Annotated in this window: 14 protein-coding genes and 5 tRNA genes; 9 read left to right on the top strand and 10 right to left on the bottom strand. The window is 44.8% G+C overall.

Going from position 1 to position 17,688, the window contains the following annotated elements:
* Positions 1-106 precede the first annotated feature (106 nt).
* A complete protein-coding gene (gene menC, locus ABMY42_RS09975) occupies positions 107-1,096 on the top strand; it encodes an o-succinylbenzoate synthase (RefSeq protein ID WP_005446597.1) in 990 nt (329 codons plus the stop codon).
* Complete coding sequence (gene menE / locus ABMY42_RS09970; RefSeq protein ID WP_050908571.1) at positions 1,081-2,514, top strand: o-succinylbenzoate--CoA ligase; 1,434 nt, start codon at positions 1,081-1,083, stop codon at positions 2,512-2,514. The genes menC and menE overlap by 16 nt, the downstream gene beginning before the upstream one ends.
* 50 nt (positions 2,515-2,564) lie before the next feature.
* On the opposite strand, the gene nagE is transcribed toward menE, so the two are convergent.
* Entirely contained in the window at positions 2,565-4,019 is a 1,455-nt protein-coding gene (gene nagE / locus ABMY42_RS09965; protein ID WP_009700394.1) for an N-acetylglucosamine-specific PTS transporter subunit IIBC, read from the bottom strand.
* Positions 4,020-4,175: 156 nt separating this feature from the next.
* Between nagE and ABMY42_RS09960 the strand changes: the two genes are divergently transcribed.
* A complete protein-coding gene (locus ABMY42_RS09960) occupies positions 4,176-5,060 on the top strand; it encodes a LysR substrate-binding domain-containing protein (RefSeq protein ID WP_005446602.1) in 885 nt (294 codons plus the stop codon).
* 355 nt (positions 5,061-5,415) lie between these two features.
* The gene (locus ABMY42_RS09955) at positions 5,416-5,616 is read left to right on the top strand and encodes a hypothetical protein (RefSeq protein ID WP_005446604.1); all 201 of its coding nucleotides are present in this window, start codon (positions 5,416-5,418) and stop codon (positions 5,614-5,616) included.
* On the opposite strand, the gene ABMY42_RS09950 is transcribed toward ABMY42_RS09955, so the two are convergent.
* The 3 genes from ABMY42_RS09950 to ABMY42_RS09940 form a co-directional block, all read right to left on the bottom strand.
* The gene (locus tag ABMY42_RS09950; protein WP_017188349.1) at positions 5,602-6,507 is read right to left on the bottom strand and encodes a putative sulfate exporter family transporter; all 906 of its coding nucleotides are present in this window, start codon (positions 6,505-6,507) and stop codon (positions 5,602-5,604) included. The two genes, ABMY42_RS09955 and ABMY42_RS09950, sit on opposite strands and share 15 nt — an antisense overlap.
* Before the next feature lie 160 nt (positions 6,508-6,667).
* Positions 6,668-8,542: an MFS transporter gene (locus ABMY42_RS09945; RefSeq protein ID WP_017819006.1), complete on the bottom strand. Its 1,875-nt coding sequence runs from the start codon at positions 8,540-8,542 to the stop codon at positions 6,668-6,670.
* 13 nt (positions 8,543-8,555) lie between these two features.
* On the bottom strand, positions 8,556-9,146 hold the full coding sequence (locus ABMY42_RS09940; RefSeq protein WP_005446609.1) for a TetR-like C-terminal domain-containing protein: 591 nt from the start codon (positions 9,144-9,146) through the stop codon (positions 8,556-8,558).
* 256 nt (positions 9,147-9,402) lie between these two features.
* Between ABMY42_RS09940 and ABMY42_RS09935 the strand changes: the two genes are divergently transcribed.
* Positions 9,403-10,275, top strand: a complete 873-nt coding sequence (locus tag ABMY42_RS09935; RefSeq protein ID WP_005446611.1) for a TIM44-like domain-containing protein — start codon at positions 9,403-9,405, stop codon at positions 10,273-10,275.
* Positions 10,276-10,682: 407 nt separating this feature from the next.
* Here ABMY42_RS09935 and ABMY42_RS09930 read toward each other — a convergent pair.
* From ABMY42_RS09930 to ABMY42_RS09910, 5 genes are all read right to left on the bottom strand, one after another.
* Positions 10,683-10,767, bottom strand: a tRNA-Tyr gene (locus tag ABMY42_RS09930).
* A gap of 100 nt (positions 10,768-10,867) precedes the next feature.
* Positions 10,868-10,952, bottom strand: a tRNA-Tyr gene (locus tag ABMY42_RS09925).
* A gap of 99 nt (positions 10,953-11,051) precedes the next feature.
* Positions 11,052-11,136 (bottom strand) — tRNA-Tyr (locus ABMY42_RS09920).
* Positions 11,137-11,236: 100 nt separating this feature from the next.
* Positions 11,237-11,321 (bottom strand) — tRNA-Tyr (locus ABMY42_RS09915).
* Positions 11,322-11,420: 99 nt separating this feature from the next.
* Positions 11,421-11,505: transfer RNA gene (locus ABMY42_RS09910), tRNA-Tyr, on the bottom strand.
* A gap of 282 nt (positions 11,506-11,787) precedes the next feature.
* On the opposite strand from ABMY42_RS09910, the gene ABMY42_RS09905 reads away from it, so the two are divergent.
* The 3 genes from ABMY42_RS09905 to ABMY42_RS09895 all read left to right on the top strand — a co-directional run bounded on the left by ABMY42_RS09905 (position 11,788) and on the right by ABMY42_RS09895 (position 16,423).
* Positions 11,788-12,885, top strand: coding sequence for an efflux RND transporter periplasmic adaptor subunit (locus ABMY42_RS09905; RefSeq protein WP_061065716.1), 1,098 nt, complete (start codon positions 11,788-11,790; stop codon positions 12,883-12,885).
* On the top strand, positions 12,885-15,998 hold the full coding sequence (vmeF, locus tag ABMY42_RS09900; protein ID WP_349266265.1) for a multidrug efflux RND transporter permease subunit VmeF: 3,114 nt from the start codon (positions 12,885-12,887) through the stop codon (positions 15,996-15,998). Before ABMY42_RS09905 ends, vmeF begins: the two co-directional genes overlap by 1 nt.
* A gap of 227 nt (positions 15,999-16,225) precedes the next feature.
* Complete coding sequence (locus tag ABMY42_RS09895) at positions 16,226-16,423, top strand: type II secretion system protein (protein ID WP_009698330.1); 198 nt, start codon at positions 16,226-16,228, stop codon at positions 16,421-16,423.
* A 102-nt stretch (positions 16,424-16,525) separates the two neighbouring features.
* Here ABMY42_RS09895 and ABMY42_RS09890 read toward each other — a convergent pair whose 3' ends face one another.
* The gene (locus ABMY42_RS09890) at positions 16,526-17,116 is read right to left on the bottom strand and encodes a porin family protein (protein ID WP_038899108.1); all 591 of its coding nucleotides are present in this window, start codon (positions 17,114-17,116) and stop codon (positions 16,526-16,528) included.
* 202 nt (positions 17,117-17,318) lie between these two features.
* On the opposite strand from ABMY42_RS09890, the gene ABMY42_RS09885 reads away from it, so the two are divergent.
* Entirely contained in the window at positions 17,319-17,636 is a 318-nt protein-coding gene (locus tag ABMY42_RS09885; protein WP_005446621.1) for a DUF1244 domain-containing protein, read from the top strand.
* Positions 17,637-17,688 lie beyond the last annotated feature (52 nt).

Raw genomic sequence — 17,688 nt, 5'->3', positions numbered from 1 at the left:
GCGCTCCTCTATTTCGTTTTCGTCCTGAGCGCCTCGCCCTCTGGGAGGCTAGCGGGTTGTCTCGCTAAAGAGCTCAGAATATACGGCATTACATAGGATTCGAATTATGCGTAAAGCGAAGATTTATCGTTACTGCTTGCCAATGGACAGTGGCGTGATACTGCGTGATAACAAGTTGACGGAACGTACAGGTTACATCGTTGAACTGTCCGAAGGCGATAAAATCGGTCGTGGTGAAGTCGCTCCACTGGTTGGTTTTAGCTTGGAAGGTGTGGAAGAAGCCGGTATTCAATTGCAAGCTCAGGTTGAACGCTGGGTTGCGAACTTACCTTTGGATTACAACCACATGTATCCATCGGTTGCGTTTGGTTTGTCGATGGCTCAACTGGAGCTTGAAGGTGGTTTACCTACGCAAGGTAAGCACCAAGTCGCGCCTTTGTGTAACGGTGACCCAGACGATCTGATCCCAAAACTGAACGAAATGGAAGGCGAAAAAGTCGCGAAAGTAAAAGTCGGTCTGTATGAACCGATTCGTGACGGTATGCTGGTGAACTTGTTTCTTGAGTCGATTCCACAGCTAACGCTTCGTCTTGATGCAAACCGTGCTTGGACGCCAGAAAAAGCGCAGCAGTTTGCAAAATACATTGCACCATCACTACGCCAGCGCATCACCTTCTTGGAGGAGCCATGTCGCTCTCCTGGTGACAGCCTGTCTTTTGCAATCAATACGGGGATCGCTATCGCGTGGGATGAGACGTTGCAAGATGCGGTTCGTCGTGAAGATTTCAGCTTGGAAGATCTTACTGGTGTGAAAACCATCATCATCAAGCCAACGTTAATCGGCTCGGTTGATTTCTGTATTAAGCTGATTGAAAAGGCGAAGACGCTGGGCATTAAAGCCGTGATCAGCTCAAGCATTGAATCGAGCTTAGGTCTCAACCAACTTGCGCGCTTAGCACAATGGCAACTACCAAATGAGATCCCAGGTTTGGATACCATTGGTTTGTTTAAAGCGCAATTAGAGCAGGGCTGGCCGAAGTGCGATCTTCCAGTTATTCCGCTGTCAGAGCAGGAGTTAGTGTGGCATTCAGCGTAGATGATATTGCGATTGCACCTTGGAAATACTGGGCTCAAGTGAGCCCTTTTTCTATTGCCCTTGAAACAAACAAAGCGTCGCTCAATTGGCAGCAATTAGCGGCACGGATTAGCCATTATGTTCATTCCCTGCAACAGCAAGGTGTGATGAATGGAGATGTGGTGACGTTAGTCGGTAAGAATCAAGTTGAAACCCTGTGGTTTTATCTTGCCGCTCAGCAGTTAGGAGCGACTGTTGCTTTAACCATGCCGCAGCCTTTTGAGGCTCTGTCTGGCAAACTAACGACATTATACAAACCGAACCAGCAACGCTTTGTTTGGTTTGCTGATGGTGCCGTTGGTTTGTACTCTGAAAATCAGTTATCACAACTTAGTGCTACCTTGTTGTCGATTCCAGACACTGACACCGATGATGTATCAGTGCTCTCTACTGACGGATACTCGCATGATGGATTCGCATCTATCGTATTTACCTCTGGTTCAACCGGTACGCCCAAAGCGGTTGTTCATACGCATAGACAGCATCTTTCTTCAGCTCAAGGTCTGTTGGCTGAGTTTCGGTTCGACCAACAAGGTACGTGGTTACTCTCTTTGCCGCTTTATCATGTTTCTGGTCTTGCCATTGTGTATCGCTGGCTGTTCGCTGGTGCAACCATTAAGGTCGGAAGTGGAAGCCTTGCAGACGATATTGTTGGTGTCTCTCATGCTTCTTTAGTCTCGACCCAGCTTAAGCGTTTGCTGGACGAACAAGTTGAATTGTCTCTCACGCATGTATTACTGGGTGGTAGCCACGTCGCACATGAGCTCGCACTACGAGCGACACAACAAGGCATTGAGACTTGGCTAGGCTACGGCATGACGGAAGCCGCTTCAACGGTGACAGCAAAGCAAATAGACAGCATCAGCAATGCAGGTCACCTATTGCAAAATCGAGATATTAAGCTGGAGGAGCAACGCATTTATATTGGCGGGCTCACTCTCGCAACTGGCTACTTCAATCAAGGAAGTATTACTTCTCTGCTTAATGATGATGGTTGGTTCGACAGTAAAGACTTAGGTGAGTGGCAAGGCGATGAACTTAAGATCATTGGACGAGCAGACAACCAATTCATCTCTGGCGGTGAGAATGTTCACTGCGAAGAAATTGAAGCAGTACTGAACCAAATCGAGGGTATTTCACAAAGCATTGTTGTGCCAGTAGAAGATGCGGAATTTGGACACCGACCAGTGGCTGTGATTCAAACTGAATCGTTATTGAGCAAAGTACAGTACGAGCAATACCTAAAAACTAAGCTAGAGAAATTCAAATGGCCAGTAGCGTATTACGCAATGCCTCAAACTCTGTTGGGTGGTGGTATTAAAGTGTCGCGCAAAGCAGTGAAAGACTGGTTAAAAAATGAAGTGCAAAACGGTGACTAAGCGTTATTGCACTTCAGGGGGATGTGGTGATGGTGAGTCACCACAATTCTTTAGTTAGCGAGCGCGACTTTCATCTGCTCAGCCACTTTATCTACTTTGCCCAATCCGATAATCACTTGTAAGCCGCCTTTACCAATCATAACTACACCAGCAGCACCTAGTTGTTTTAGCTTAGCTTCATCGGCTAGAGAAGAGTCTTTTACAGTCAAGCGAAGGCGAGTAATACAATTGTCCACCTCGAGAATGTTATCTGCACCACCAATCGCTGCGATGTAGTCTTTCGCCAATTCACCAATGTTCTCAGTGACTTCTTTTTCCATATCCTCGCCGCGACCGGGTGTACGTAAGTTGAACTTAATAATCGCAAAGCGGAATACGCTGTAGTAAATCGCGAAGAAAACTAAACCTTGTGGGATCAGCATGTACCATTTGGTCGCCAGCGGGTTTTGGCTTGACAGCACGAAGTCAACGAAGCCTGCAGAGAAGCCAAAACCTGCCATCCATTGCATGCTTGCCGCAATGTACATTGAGATCCCCGTTAATACTGCGTGAATCAGGTACAACACTGGCGCTAAGAACATGAAGCTGAACTCTAGAGGTTCTGTGATACCAGTGAAGAAAGACGCCATCGCAGCAGCCAGCATGATAGAAAACACTTTGGTTTTGTTTTGCTTATCAGCGCAGTGATAAATCGCAAGAGCGGCACCTGGTAGACCAAACATCATAATTGGGAAGAAGCCAGCTTGGTACATACCAGTTTTGCCGATCACAGCCGTACCATTGGCAATAGACTGTGCGCCGCCTAAGAAGTTTGGAATGTCGTTGATGCCAACCACATCAAACCAGAAGACTGGGTAGAGCGCGTGGTGCATGCCGATTGTCAGCATCAAACGGTTAAAGAAGCCAAAGAGACCTGCGCCTAACGCCCCCATGGATTCGAGCTTAGTCCCGAAAATAATTAATGCATCGTAAATCACAGGCCATACGTAAAGCAGGACAAAAGCCAAAGCCATGCCAGCGATAGAGGTTAAGATTGGAACCAGACGCTTGCCACTGAAGAATGCCAACGCCTTTGGTAGCTCAACACCAGAGTAACGGTTATAGATTTCTGCTGAGATTACGCCAACTAGAATACCGATAAACTGGTTGTTGATTTTGTTGAACGCATCAGGCACTTCGTCAGCACTAATATCCATCAATTGAGTAACGGCACCCGGTGCTAGTAATGTGGTTAGCACCATAAAACAGATAAAACCAGATAAAGCGGCAGAGCCATTCTTATCCTTACTTAATCCGAAAGCGACACCAACGGCGAACAGTACCGCCATATTATCAATGATGGCTCCACCGGATTTAATTAGGAATGCCGCTAAAACACTTTCAGAGCCCCAACCGACCGGATCAATCCAGTAGCCAATCCCCATTAATATTGCCGCAGCAGGTAGGGTCGCCACGGGTACCATTAATGCCTTACCGACTTTTTGCATATAGCCGAGTATATTCATATTTGCCCCTATAATTTTAATGCCACCTAAAACATGATCTATGTTTGAAAGTGGTGTTTTTATTTAGTTTCTAGAGACTATTTGAAACTTAATTATCGACGCAAACAAACGAAATCACTACTATCATGAATTAATATTTTTAATGCATGGTGCGTTATGGCTAACCAACAGTTACTGCTTAGAAACCTTCATACTTTCAGTATCGCAGCGAAGCACCTCAGCTTTACGCAGGCAGCGAAAGAGTTGCACCTCACTCAAGGCGCTGTGAGTCATCGCATCAAAGTGCTAGAGCAGGAGCTTGGTTTTTCTCTGTTTGTGCGAGGTACGCGGAAGTTAGATTTGACCGCAGAAGGGTACCGATTCCAAAAGACATTATCATCGTCACTGAGCACCATCTTTAATGAAATTGAAGAAATAAAATCAACGGATTTAGTTGGTGAACTGAATATCGCTGCATCTCCGGGATTCTTAAATGGATGGTTGATGCCACGTATTGCGGATTTTAAACGTCTTTATCCGGGATTTAACCTCAACCTGTTTGCACAGGAAAACCAATTAGATTTAGTGACTAATCACATTGATGCTGCGATTTTTTATGATACGGAGCATTTGGTTGATGTGTATCGCCAAAGACTGTTTGGTGAAAAGTACATCCCGGTCTGTACACCTGAGTACATGAAAGAACAGAATATTTTAGAGGATGGGATGGCATCACTTCATCGTATCAACTTTATCCATGCATTGGGTTCGGATGTATGGCAACGATGGATTGCCCATGTGGGACTTGATGTTGATATCTTTGAGCATTTTTATTGTGTTAGCCATCGAGATATGGCGGTGCTCGCGGCGAGAAATAGTGTTGGTGTGGCGATGGGGCGGTATCGATTCGTCAAAGATTTACTGGATAAAGGAGAATTGGTTAGCCCTTATCCGACAATGGATACGAACTTGGGGTACGATTTAATTTGTCCATCTGGCTATGAACATCGACCTAAAGTGAAAACCTTTATTTCATGGATAGAAAGTCATATACCCAAGTAACCTCAAAATGCTTGGTTCAGCGAGAATGACTTGGTTTGAAGGCGAGGCAACAATTTGAAGATCTAGTGGTTCTAAATCAAAAGTTGTTAACGGAGCATACGAACCAAGGCAACTCGCCCTTTGGGAGCGTGTCACTGAAACAATTTCATCGTCAAACAACTTGGAAAGAGCTTGCTATTACGCTTCGTTGTTTTCCTTGAACTTGAATCAGTGACAGCGCTCTGAATCCAGCACCTTGAAGTCACTTGGTTATAGTTGATTTCGCAATGAATTAGTCGAAAAGGTAATTTCGTATCCTTATAACTCTGAATCATAATCATGCTCAAAGATAAAGGAATAAGGCATAAGGTTCAGGATGATCAAATTAGCGTTAGCAGCGGCGGTATTATTGCAAATCGGTGTAGCTGTCAGCAGTGAGGGGTTAATGCGTTCATTGGCTGAGTTAACTGCCTTTCTGGTTGCAATAGCTTTAGTGTTGGTACACAAAAGTCAAAGCACGCGAAAAGTCGAGCCAACCCAGCCTCAGAAAATCGATCAAGGTTTAGCTGAGAAGTAACCAGCCTAGAGACGTAGTAGAAATCAGTACCCACAACGTGACGCCAAACAGTAATGGCTTTGCGCCTGCTGATTTGAGTTTTGAGACTGAAATACTGCAACCAATCAAGAACAAACAAACCACAAGAGCTTGCTTAGCAATGGCAAAGATGCCTTGATATACCACTTCAAATTGTGGGAAAAAATCGCTGAATGCAATTGCAGCACAGTACCAGAAAATGAAGTAAGGAATCACTAACTTACTTTTGCCTTCCTCTCCATTACCTCGAGAAAAGATCACAGCACTGATCAGTGCGACAGGGATAATCCACAATGCTCGGGCGAGTTTCAATGTTGTTGCTGTCGTAAGTGCTTCTTCGCCGTAAGCAGACGCGGCACCCACAACTGAAGAAGTGTCGTGAATCGCAATCGCCGCCCATGTTCCGAACGTATGCTGATCCAAGCCTATTGCGTGACCAATCACTGGGAAGATAAATAGCGCTAATGAGTTCAGAACGAAAACCGTTGCAAGTGCAAGACCGATTTGTTCGTCCTTCGCTTTAATCGCTGGAGCGACAGCGGCAATTGCACTGCCACCGCAAATTGCAGTGCCAGAAGCGATTAAGTAAGCGGTCGTTCGTTCTAACTTAATCATCTTCGCGATCGTCATACCGAGCACAAGCGTACCAAGAATGGTGGCGATGATAAGACCAATGCCGTCAGAAGTGACTGCTAGAGCCTGCTCAAAGTGAATACCGAAGCCTAAGCCAATGATTGAATAGGAAAGCAACTTCTTGGTAAAAGAGGCAATAGGAAGTTCTGTCGGTACTAGGCTAAAACTCGCCAATAGAAAACCGATCACAAGCGCAATAGGAGAGGACACGAAAGGGGTTAAACAAAACAGCAGTGCCAATCCAAAGGGGATATTCTTTGTATTCAAGGGTGTCGTTCGTTGTTATGAGTTAAAGCCTGGAGTATACAGTAACGCTTTTGGTCAGAAAGTCTTAATGAATTGAACATGCGTTCAGTTAAACTAAACGCATGTTCAAGAATATGAAAGTGCTGTTCTGAGTTTAACGCCAGTCGCCTCGAAGGGCTCTTACTTTTTCAAACATAACTTGCGCGCTGGCTTGTTTTGGATCGACGGGTGTTCCTGCTTCGATTTCTAATTTAGACCAGAAACGGGTTGGTAACCCCTTACATGCGCGACCTTTTGCACGGCTGAAATAGCTGCCCCATAAACCTTTCAGTGCCATTGGTATAACAGGGACAGGGCTGCGGCGAAGGATGATATCGATACCACGCATAAACTCGTTCATCTCACCATCTGACGTTAAACGTCCCTCTGGGAAGATACACACAATATGACCCTCACTCAGTGCTTTCTCAACATCATTAAATGCGCGGCGAATCGATGTTCGATTGCTAGCCGAGATGGGGATCACGCCTGCTCGGCGAAGGAATCGTCGCAAAGGAGGAAGGTTCGCATAGTCTTCTTCCATCACAAATCGAATGAGACGAGGGCAAACGGCACTTAATAGCAGTGAGTCCATATAGCTGACATGATTGCAGACGATCAATGCCCCGCCGTGTTCTGGTAGGTGGTGTAAGTTCTTGTGCTTCACTCGGTAAATGGTATGAGTGACCACCCACATTGCAAAGCGCACCACAAAGATAGGAATCTGCAAAAAAATGTACGTTGCAACGAGGAAGTTAAGCACCGCCAGAAGAGCAAACAATTGAGGAATGCTCATTTCAAGTACGCTTAGACAAACAATGCCTAATACAGCGCTGCCTACCATGAATAGAGAGTTAAAGATGTTTAAGCCTGCAATGACCTGCGCTCGTTCCGTTTCTTTAGCTCGGTGTTGCATCAAGGCATAAAGGGGGACGATAAAGAGACCGCCGGATACACCTATCATTAATAAGTAGAAGAACAAGGGCCAGAATGCATCGTAGCTAACAAACTCAGCGAAAGTATGGAAGCGAGGCAGATCGGTCGGAATCGATGTTGCCATCAAGAAACCGAAGATTGTGATACCCAGAGCACCAATCGGCACGATGCCGACTTCAATACGATGATTTGAGAGCCAATTACACGCCATGGAGCCAACCGCAATGCCCACAGAGAATAGCGCTAGAAGGAAAGAAACCGCGCTTTCGGTACCGTTCAAATACACCTTGGTGAAGTTTGGAAATTGAGTCAGATAAGCCGCACCTAGGAACCAAAACCAGCTGATTGCCATGATGCATTGGAAGACAATACGATCAGACTTAGCAATCGCGAGTGTGTGTTTGGTCTGTTTATATGGTTGCCATTTGAATTGAATGTCCGGCGCGCTGGCTGATGCAAACGGAATAAAGCGACTAGATAGGTAGCCCAAAACAGCAAAGATGACAACGCAGAAAGCAGCAAGATATTTGGCACTCTCTGCTGAGGCAATAATACCGGCACCGAGAGTACCGACCAGAATTGCGATAAACGTACCAGCTTCGACTAATGCATTGCCAGGGACGAGTTCTCTTTCATTAAGTTGTTGAGGAAGTAGGGCATATTTGACTGGTCCAAAGAACGCCGATTGGGTACCCATCAAAAACAGCAATAAGAGCAGGACGCCATAGCTTTCGGTGATAAAACCAATTGCGCCTAATAGCATGATGCCGATCTCGAACAACTTTACCTTTCGAATAAACCATGACTTCTCGTACTTATCCGCGAGCACCCCAGCTGATGCAGAGAATAAGAAGAATGGAAGAATAAACAAGCCTGCCGCTAAGTTAATGAAAAGGTTGCTAGAAATTGGTAACGCGCTTGACCCAGCAAAAGCCACAAACAGCAGCAGTACGTTCTTAAATATGTTGTCGTTGAAAGCACCAAAAAACTGGGTAATAAAGTAGGGGAGGAACTTTCGCTGCCTAAGCAAAGACGACTGGCTGTCTGATGACATGAACAATCCTTTATTACCAGCTGATCAGGTAGTTTGAAATCAGGTTATCGATAAGCTCTTTACCATCAATAGGTTCGCTTGAGAAAAATTTGTCATCGACACTCAGAAGTGTAATGCCGTGAACACCTGACCATAATACTCGACTCGCTTGTAATACTTCAGATTCAGTACGATGGGGAGCGATTTGTGCCAATAAGGATTCCAACATTCCTGTCATACCATCGATGCGCTTCGCGTGCCACTCTGGAAGCTCAGCACCATTCATGTTGTGCTCAAATACCAGTTGCCAGCGGTAAGGGTGTTTTTGCGCAAAGTCATGGTAGCAGTATGCCAGTTCAAAAAGTGCTTGATGAGCATCCTTACTGTTTTTGGTCGCGGTTACTGCTTCTTGTTGCAACTCATCCAATGTCTGTGCAACGGCATGTAAAAGCAGTAGGTTATAGTTGCCAAAGATATTAACGAGAGTACTTGGCACGTAACCTATCATATTAGCGATCTTGCGAAGGCTCAGGTCGTGGTAAGAGTTTTCGTCTAAAAAGTCTTTGACTGTGGTAAGAGTCAAATTGACTAACTCTTCTCTAGTGTGATCGTTTCTGCGCGCCATAATTTAAAACTACTTATTGAACAACGTTCAATATGATAGTCAGCTACTGATTGACCGTCAATAACGCAAACAAGTCAGAAACCTGTGGGTTGGCAATATTCTGATACATGTCTTCTATTACGGATTGTTTCATTGTTGAATCCGACGGAGTATGATGGACACATCTCATATTTAGCGTGCTACTGATATTAGATGCTCGTTCATTTCACTATCATGCAGCGCGATTAAGTACATATCGTCAATTTTAAGGATAACGATGAAACGTTTATTTTCGATTGTCGCCCTACTGATGTTTACTGTTGCTGTAACGCCTATCGCGGAAGCGAAAAAGTTCGGTGGTGGTAAGTCTTTCGGTAAGAGTTATAAAACAGCCCCTGCTCCTAAACAGCAGCAACAAAACACAAACACCATTGGTAAAGAACAAGGTGCTAAATCATCAAGCAAAAAAGGTTTGATGGGCGGCTTACTTGGTGGTCTTCTTGCTGGTGGTTTGTTAGCAGCATTCTTTGGTGGTGCATTCGAAGGTATCCAATTTATGGATATCCTAATCATCGGTTTGATTGCATTTGTTATCTTCAAATTGATGCGCGGCATGCTTGGCGCTAAACAGGGCAGTATGAATCAGCATCGTCAACAGCCAGCATTTGGCGGTAATGCTTCTAAGTTCGAGCAACCAAACATGCAGAATTTTGAGCAACAGCCAAATACAAACGCTGGTGGTTTTGGCGGTTTCGGTGCTCAAACTGACATTCCACATAACTACCCACCGGGTTTTGACCAAGCTGCATTTATCAATGGCTCTCGTGAGCACTACCGCATCTTGCAAGGCGCATGGAACCATAACCAACTTCACACGATTGAAGAGTATGTTTCACCAAGCCTATTTGAAGATTTGAAAGCAGAACGTGCGAAGCTAGATGGCGAGCAACACACCGATGTGATGTATGTAGATGCTGAAATCGTTCGCGCTGACTACGATGCAAGTAAAGCACAGCTTAGTCTGCAGTTCAGTGGTCGCTACCGTGATGCAGCAGAAGGCATTGAAGAAGATATCGAAGATATCTGGCACCTAGAGCGCGACCTAACGGTACCAAACGCACCTTGGTTGATTGTCGGTATTCAAGGTTAATCACCAGCAGCGTTCAATTTAGTCTTAGTAAAATCCCGCTTTCGAGCGGGTTTTTTTATGTCTGGAAATCAGAGAATCGAAACCTATCGATATAATTTCGAGTGGTTAAAGTCGAGCAAATAGGATTCTTACAAGGGAAACGATGAGTCACACATAGGGATTGGTGAAGATAGAGCTAATGAGATGATCTATGGCTTGATTCCATTGACCTAAAATAAACCAGCTGACACTTGGATTCCTCTCAAGCAGAGCTAGTTAAAAGTATCTAGGTGTCGTACTACTTAACGAAAGATCACTAAAAATCGCGCTGTGAGTGAGACTAGATTTAGCCAGATAGTGGGGTAGTCATTGAAAATTGATAGGTATAGAACGAAAAAAGCCAGCTCAATGAGCTGGCTTCTTCAATATGGTGGAGGGGGACGGATTCGAACCATCGAAGGCAGTGCCGGCAGATTTACAGTCTGCTCCCTTTGGCCACTCGGGAACCCCTCCAGGGTGTTTTTCATACTACAAAGAGTATGCTTGAAAATTAGTTTCCCAACCTAGCTTCCAAGTTGTTCTTATGTTCAAAGGAAAAACATAAGAAAGAATATGGTGGAGGGGGACGGATTCGAACCATCGAAGGCAGTGCCGGCAGATTTACAGTCTGCTCCCTTTGGCCACTCGGGAACCCCTCCAGGGTGTTTTCATACTACAAAGAGCATGCTTGAAAATTAGTTTCCCAACCTAGCTTCCAAGTTGTTCTCATGTTCAAAGGAAAAACATAAGAAAGAATATGGTGGAGGGGGACGGATTCGAACCATCGAAGGCAGTGCCGGCAGATTTACAGTCTGCTCCCTTTGACCACTCGGGAACCCCTCCAGGGTGTTTTTCATACTACAAAGAGTATGCTTGAAAATTAGTTTCCCAATCTAGCTTCCAAGTTGTTCTTATGTTCAAAGGAAAAACATAAGAAAGAATATGGTGGAGGGGGACGGATTCGAACCATCGAAGGCAGTGCCGGCAGATTTACAGTCTGCTCCCTTTGGCCACTCGGGAACCCCTCCAGGGTGTTTTCATACTACAAAGAGCATGCTTGAAAATTAGTTTCCCAACCTAGCTTCCAAGTTGTTCTCATGTTCAAAGGAAAAACATAAGAAAGAATATGGTGGAGGGGGACGGATTCGAACCATCGAAGGCAGTGCCGGCAGATTTACAGTCTGCTCCCTTTGGCCACTCGGGAACCCCTCCAGGGTATTTTTATACTTAAGAATGTTTTCCCAACACATCTCTCAAGTGCGGAGCGCATCATAGCAAACTCGCTCAAGCTGTAAAGCGTTTTTCTTACGTTTTTAAGTTGAATGCTGCCTTTTTGGGCAAAGATGGTAGAAAGTCAGCGTTTTGTATGTCGTTTATACAAAAGAGAAACTGACTTTTTACTTGAATTTACACTACTTGACGTTAGGCGTCGTATCAACTGATAAACTGTAATCAGTTTAATGACATAAGTTTATCTGTTTAGTAGTCAAAATTATGAGTATGAGAGCCACTTTATCCGTTCTAACGCTTTCTATTTTAATGGCATCACCTGCGGCTTTTGCTGCAAAACGTGGTCCATCGACGGTTACGGTCGTAACTGAACAAGTAGAGACGCATCAAATCAACCAATCCCTATCATTGATTGGTAAGCTAGAAGCTGCCCAATCAGTGATTGTTGCTTCTGAAGTTGCTGGCAAGGTAAAAGATATCCCCGTAACAGCCAATCAAAACGTTCAACAAGATCAGCTGCTCATTCTACTAAATGATGACAAAGCGCAAGCAGCATTAGTAGAAGCAAAAGCTTACCTAAAAGATGAACAGCGTAAGTTAAAAGAGTTTCAGCGTTTGGTGAAACGTAATGCCATTACTCAAACGGAAATTGATGCGCAAAAAGCAAGCGTAGAGATTGCGGAAGCGCGTCTAGATGCAGCAAAAGCTAACCTAGCGGATCTAAATATCAGTGCACCTTTTGCCGGTACGGTTGGTTTTATCGATTTTAGTCGAGGAAAAATGGTCAGTGCAGGCTCTGAGTTGCTGACGTTAGATGACTTGTCCGTAATGGAACTGGATCTGCAAGTACCTGAGCGTTACCTATCCATGTTATCTGTTGGTATGGAGGTTCACGCGACTACCAGCGCTTGGAGCGGTGTTGATTTTGTCGGTAAAGTTACAGGCATCGATACTCGTATCAGTGCAGAAACGTTGAACTTACGTATTCGTATCGAATTCGACAACCCAGAAAACCATCTGAAGCCAGGCATGCTTATGAATGCGTCTTTGGCATTCCCTGCGATTGAAGCACCAATTATCCCAGTTCAAGCGCTGGAATATTCCGGAACGAAGCGTTTTGTGTACGTTATTGATGAAGACAACAAAGCGAAGCGTCAAGAAGTGTTCTTGGGAGCACGTGTCGATAATGAAGTGGTGATTGAATCTGGTGTAGAGATTGGCGACAAGATTGTCGTGCAAGGTATTGTGAACATGCGCGATGGCGTCGAAGTGAAAGAAATCATCGCACCAGGAAAAGCGAAAACTGCGAATGCAACCAGTGAGCAGGGCGCGCAAGACGAAGCGGCTAAGGAAGCAAATTAATGTTACTTTCTGACGTTTCCGTAAAACGCCCTGTTGCGGCGCTGGTATTAAGCATGCTGCTATGTGTATTCGGCTTTGTGTCGTTTACCAAACTTGCAGTGCGTGAAATGCCAGATATCGAAAGTCCAGTTGTATCGATCAGCACTCGTTATGAAGGCGCTTCTGCAACCATCATTGAAAGCCAAATTACTTCGGTACTGGAAGATCAACTTTCGGGCATCAGTGGAATTGATGAAATTAGCTCCACTACGCGCAACAGCATGTCGCGTATCACCATCACTTTTGAATTGGGTTATGACCTTAATACTGGCGTAAGTGATGTTCGTGATGCGGTAGCTCGAGCACAGCGTTCGTTGCCAGATGAAGCTGATGATCCTGTTGTTTACAAAAACAATGGTTCTGGTGAAGCTTCTCTCTATATTAACCTCAGCTCATCAGAGATGGACCGCACACAATTGACGGATTATGCCGAACGTGTGCTTATGGACCGTTTCAGTTTGATCTCGGGTGTTAGTTCTATCGATCTGTCTGGTGGTTTGTACAAAGTGATGTACGTGAAACTCAAACCAGATCTGATGGCAGGACGTTCGGTTACTGCCTCTGATATTACAGCAGCGCTTCGTAGTGAAAACTTAGAAAGTCCGGGCGGTGAAGTTCGAAACGATTCGACAGTGATGTCAGTGCGAACTGCCCGTACATACAACACGCCAGAAGATTTCCAATACCTTGTGGTGAAACGTGCAAGTGACAACACGCCTATTTACCTAAAAGACGTGGCTGATGTGTTCATCGGTGCAGAAAACGAAAACTCGACCTTTAAGAGTGATGGTGTCGTGAACATCAGTTTGGGGGTGGTGCCTCAATCAGATGCGAACCCTTTAGAAGTTGCGCAGGCTGTGCGTTCTGAAGTGGATAAAATCCAGAAGTTTTTGCCAGATGGGACTCGTCTAGCTATTGATTATGATGCCACTGTCTTTATCGAACGTTCGATCGATGAGGTCTACAGTACACTCTTTATTACGGGTGGTCTGGTAATTCTGGTTTTGTACATCTTTATCGGTCAGGCACGAGCAACGTTGATTCCTGCGGTGACGGTACCAGTGTCACTGATTTCATCATTCATCGCTGCCTACTATTTCGGTTTCTCTATTAACCTCATTACCTTGATGGCGTTGATCTTGTCTATTGGTCTGGTTGTGGACGATGCAATCGTAGTAGTAGAGAACATCTTCCACCATATTGAACGTGGTGAATCACCATTATTGGCGGCTTACAAAGGTACGCGTGAAGTAGGTTTTGCTGTTATCGCCACAACGTTAGTTCTTGTGATGGTATTCCTGCCGATCTCCTTTATGGATGGCATGGTCGGTTTGCTGTTTACTGAATTCTCAGTTTTGTTGGCAATGTCGGTGATCTTCTCGTCCTTAATTGCTTTGACGCTTACTCCTGTTTTAGGCAGTCAAATTCTAAAAGCGAACGTGAAACCAAACCGATTTAATCAAGCCGTTGATAAGCTGTTTGCGAAATTGGAAGCAGGTTATCGTAAAGCGCTGCGCGGTGCGTTGAAAGTTCGTTGGGCTGCACCTTTGGTTATTATCGCGTGTATGGGTGGCAGTTACTTCTTGATGAATCAAGTGCCTGCACAGTTAACTCCGCAAGAGGACCGAGGCGTGATCTTTGCCTTTGTTCGTGGTGCTGATGCAACTTCCTATAACCGTATGTCAGCGAACATGGACATTGTAGAAGATCGCTTAATGCCGTTACTGGGGCAAGGATTCTTGAAATCGTTCAGTATCCAAACACCAGCATTCGGTGGTCAAGCGGGTGACCAAACGGGTTTCGTTATCATGATTCTGGAAGACTGGAACGAACGTGATGTCACTGCTCAAGATGCGTTGAATCAAGTTCGCAAATCACTGGCAGGTATTCCTGACGTTCGTGTCTTCCCATTCATGCCGGGTTTCCGTGGTGGATCGAGCGAACCAGTGCAGTTTGTCTTGGGCGGATCGGACTACGATGAGCTATTAGTCTGGGCAGAAATGCTCAAGAACAAAGCTGAAGAATCACCAATGATGGAAGGCGCTGAAATCGATTATTCAGAGAAAACGCCAGAGCTATTGGTGTCTGTCGACAAACGCCGCGCGGCTGAACTTGGCGTGAGTGTTCAAGACATTTCTGAAACTCTGGAAATCATGCTTGGTGGTAAAAGTGAAACGACTTATGTTGACCGTGGTGAAGAATATGATGTTTACCTTCGAGGTGATGAAAATAGCTTCAATAACGCGGCTGACTTAAGCCAGATTTACTTGCGCACTACCAGCGGTGAGCTAGTGACTTTAGATACGGTGACTAAGGTAGAAGAAGTGGCTGCATCGATTCGTTTGTCCCACTATAACAAACAGAAATCCATCACCATTACTGCCAATTTATCAGAAGGCTACACTTTAGGTGAGGCGCTTGATTTCTTAGACCAAGAAGCGATTGATAACCTGCCGGGTGATATTTCAGTGAGCTATTCTGGTGAGTCAAAGGACTTCAAAGAGAACCAAGCCAGTGTTGCAGTTGTATTTGCCTTGGCATTGTTAGTTGCATATCTCGTATTGGCGGCGCAGTTCGAAAGCTTCGTCAACCCTCTAGTGGTAATGTTCACTGTGCCGATGGGGGTCTTTGGTGGCTTCCTTGGTTTGGTAGTGATGAGCCAAGGGATGAACATCTACAGTCAGATCGGCATGATCATGTTGATCGGTATGGTAACTAAGAATGGCATCTTGATCGTTGAGTTTGCTAACCAGTTACGTGACCGTGGCATTGAATTTGAAAAAGCGATTACTGATGCGGCAGCTCGTCGTCTACGTCCGATCATGATGACTGCATTCACAACACTTGCCGGTGCGATTCCTTTGATCATGTCGACAGGCGCGGGTTATGAAAGCCGTGTGGCTGTCGGTACGGTTATCTTCTTCGGTATGGGCTTTGCGACATTAGTGACACTGTTTGTTATCCCTGCGATGTACCGATTGATCTCTGCGAAGACACGTTCACCTGGTCATGTAGAGGCTGAGTTGAGCAAAGCGCTAAGCCACGACACAAAAGGACGTATTGCTCATCCATAAGGTGTTACCGCTAAGACGTTGAATATAAAAGCCGAACAATTTTTGTTCGGTTTTTTTATATTTTCCGCTTGGGTATTTATAGATCTAATGATAATTATTGGTTGTTATTTCGCCACTTCTTCGAGGGGCACAGGACTCGCTCATCGTGTTTGACCGAATGATGGGTCTTGGCAGGCAATGTATCTGAGGATTACTACTTTGGCTGGCGTTACTATTGAGGTGTTCCCTTGAAAAAATTCCGTGGCAGTTACATGGTTGAGATGGTTTTAGTTGCTGGTGCAATGGCGCTATTAGCGACAACTGCGTTACCGCAGTTAACAGGCGCGATTCAAGATCGCCAAGAAAACATTTTGACCTCATTGGATGCGGGTCAAGGCAGTAGTCATGTGAAGCAAGACACCGCTGGTCAGTTTTCTGAACAATAAGTTGCTTAGTGACTCCGTGCAATAAATTCAAAAAAGCCGAGGTAATGACCTCGGTTTTTTTGTCTTCAATTCTGAACGTTATATAAGCTTGAGAAAGTCTGATTAAAAGCGTTTACCTAAGCTTACTTGGACACCTTCATAGCTGTCATAAAAGTTATCAAAGCCCATATCTGCCACATTGTAGATGTACTCAGCACGAAGCCAAATATCTTTACTCATGTCCCAGTGAATACCTGCACCAACGTTGAATAGCGCGCCAGAGTCATCGGTGACTTTTTGAACATCAGGAATGTACATTTCTGCTTGAGTACCCAATGCGGTCACGCGACCAAATAGTGACAATGGTGTATCACCCAAGTTATCGCTTGTTAGTACGGCTGACATACCTGCTTGGTAGTAATGAAGGTCTAAATCTGTCTTAAGAGAATCATTCTTAAGAGAATCATTCTTAAGTTCATTTTGTGAATAACGCAACACACCCTCAAACGCAAGGTATTGGTTTACGTTGTAGCCCCAGCCAATTGTAATATGAGGTGTTGACCAACCACTGTCTCGATCAGAACCAAACTCCGGCGTGTCGAAGCCCACATTACCAGTTCCAAGGTACAAATAAGATTGGTGAGTTTGTTCTTGAGTAGCGAAAGTTGGCAGACTCATGGTCAATGCAGATAATAATAGGATGGCGTTTTTCATAACTTGGCGATAACCTTTGTGAAAGACCGTTTTTAGAATTAGTATTAATTTAATCAATAAGATAACTGGCGGTTATCATATCAGTCTTTTGGGTGAGTGCGTGATTTTACAAGGAAATTTGTTGTAATGACGCAAATTTTAGACTCAGCACGCTCACTCATTTCTATGCTATGAACTGCGAGATAAATAAAAGGAAAGTAAAGTGGCTGAATTCAAGTACAAAAATCTAACCCAAGAAGAGCAAGACAAGCTTGATGCAGCGACATTTCGTCGCCTGTTGGCTCACTTGGATGAAAATAAAGACGTGCAAAACATTGATCTCATGATCCTTGCTGGTTTCTGCCGCAATTGCTTTAGCAAATGGTATAAAGCAGAAGCTGAAGAACTAGGTGCGGATATCGATATCGATGATGCTCGTGAGCGTGTCTATGGCATGACTTACGATGAATGGAAACAGAACCACCAACCTAAAGCAACGCCAGAGCAATTGGCTGCATTTGAAGCACGCCAGAAGAAGTGATTTTTCTGTATTAAGCAGATAAAAAAATAGCCCGCTGATTGAGCGGGCTGTT

Origin of the sequence: Vibrio sp. SSH13-20, from assembly GCF_040104475.1 — a bacterium.
GTDB classification, from domain to species: domain Bacteria; phylum Pseudomonadota; class Gammaproteobacteria; order Enterobacterales; family Vibrionaceae; genus Vibrio; species Vibrio harveyi.
Note: the sequence above shows the minus strand (reverse complement) of the source record. Positions and strands in the feature narration are given on the sequence as shown.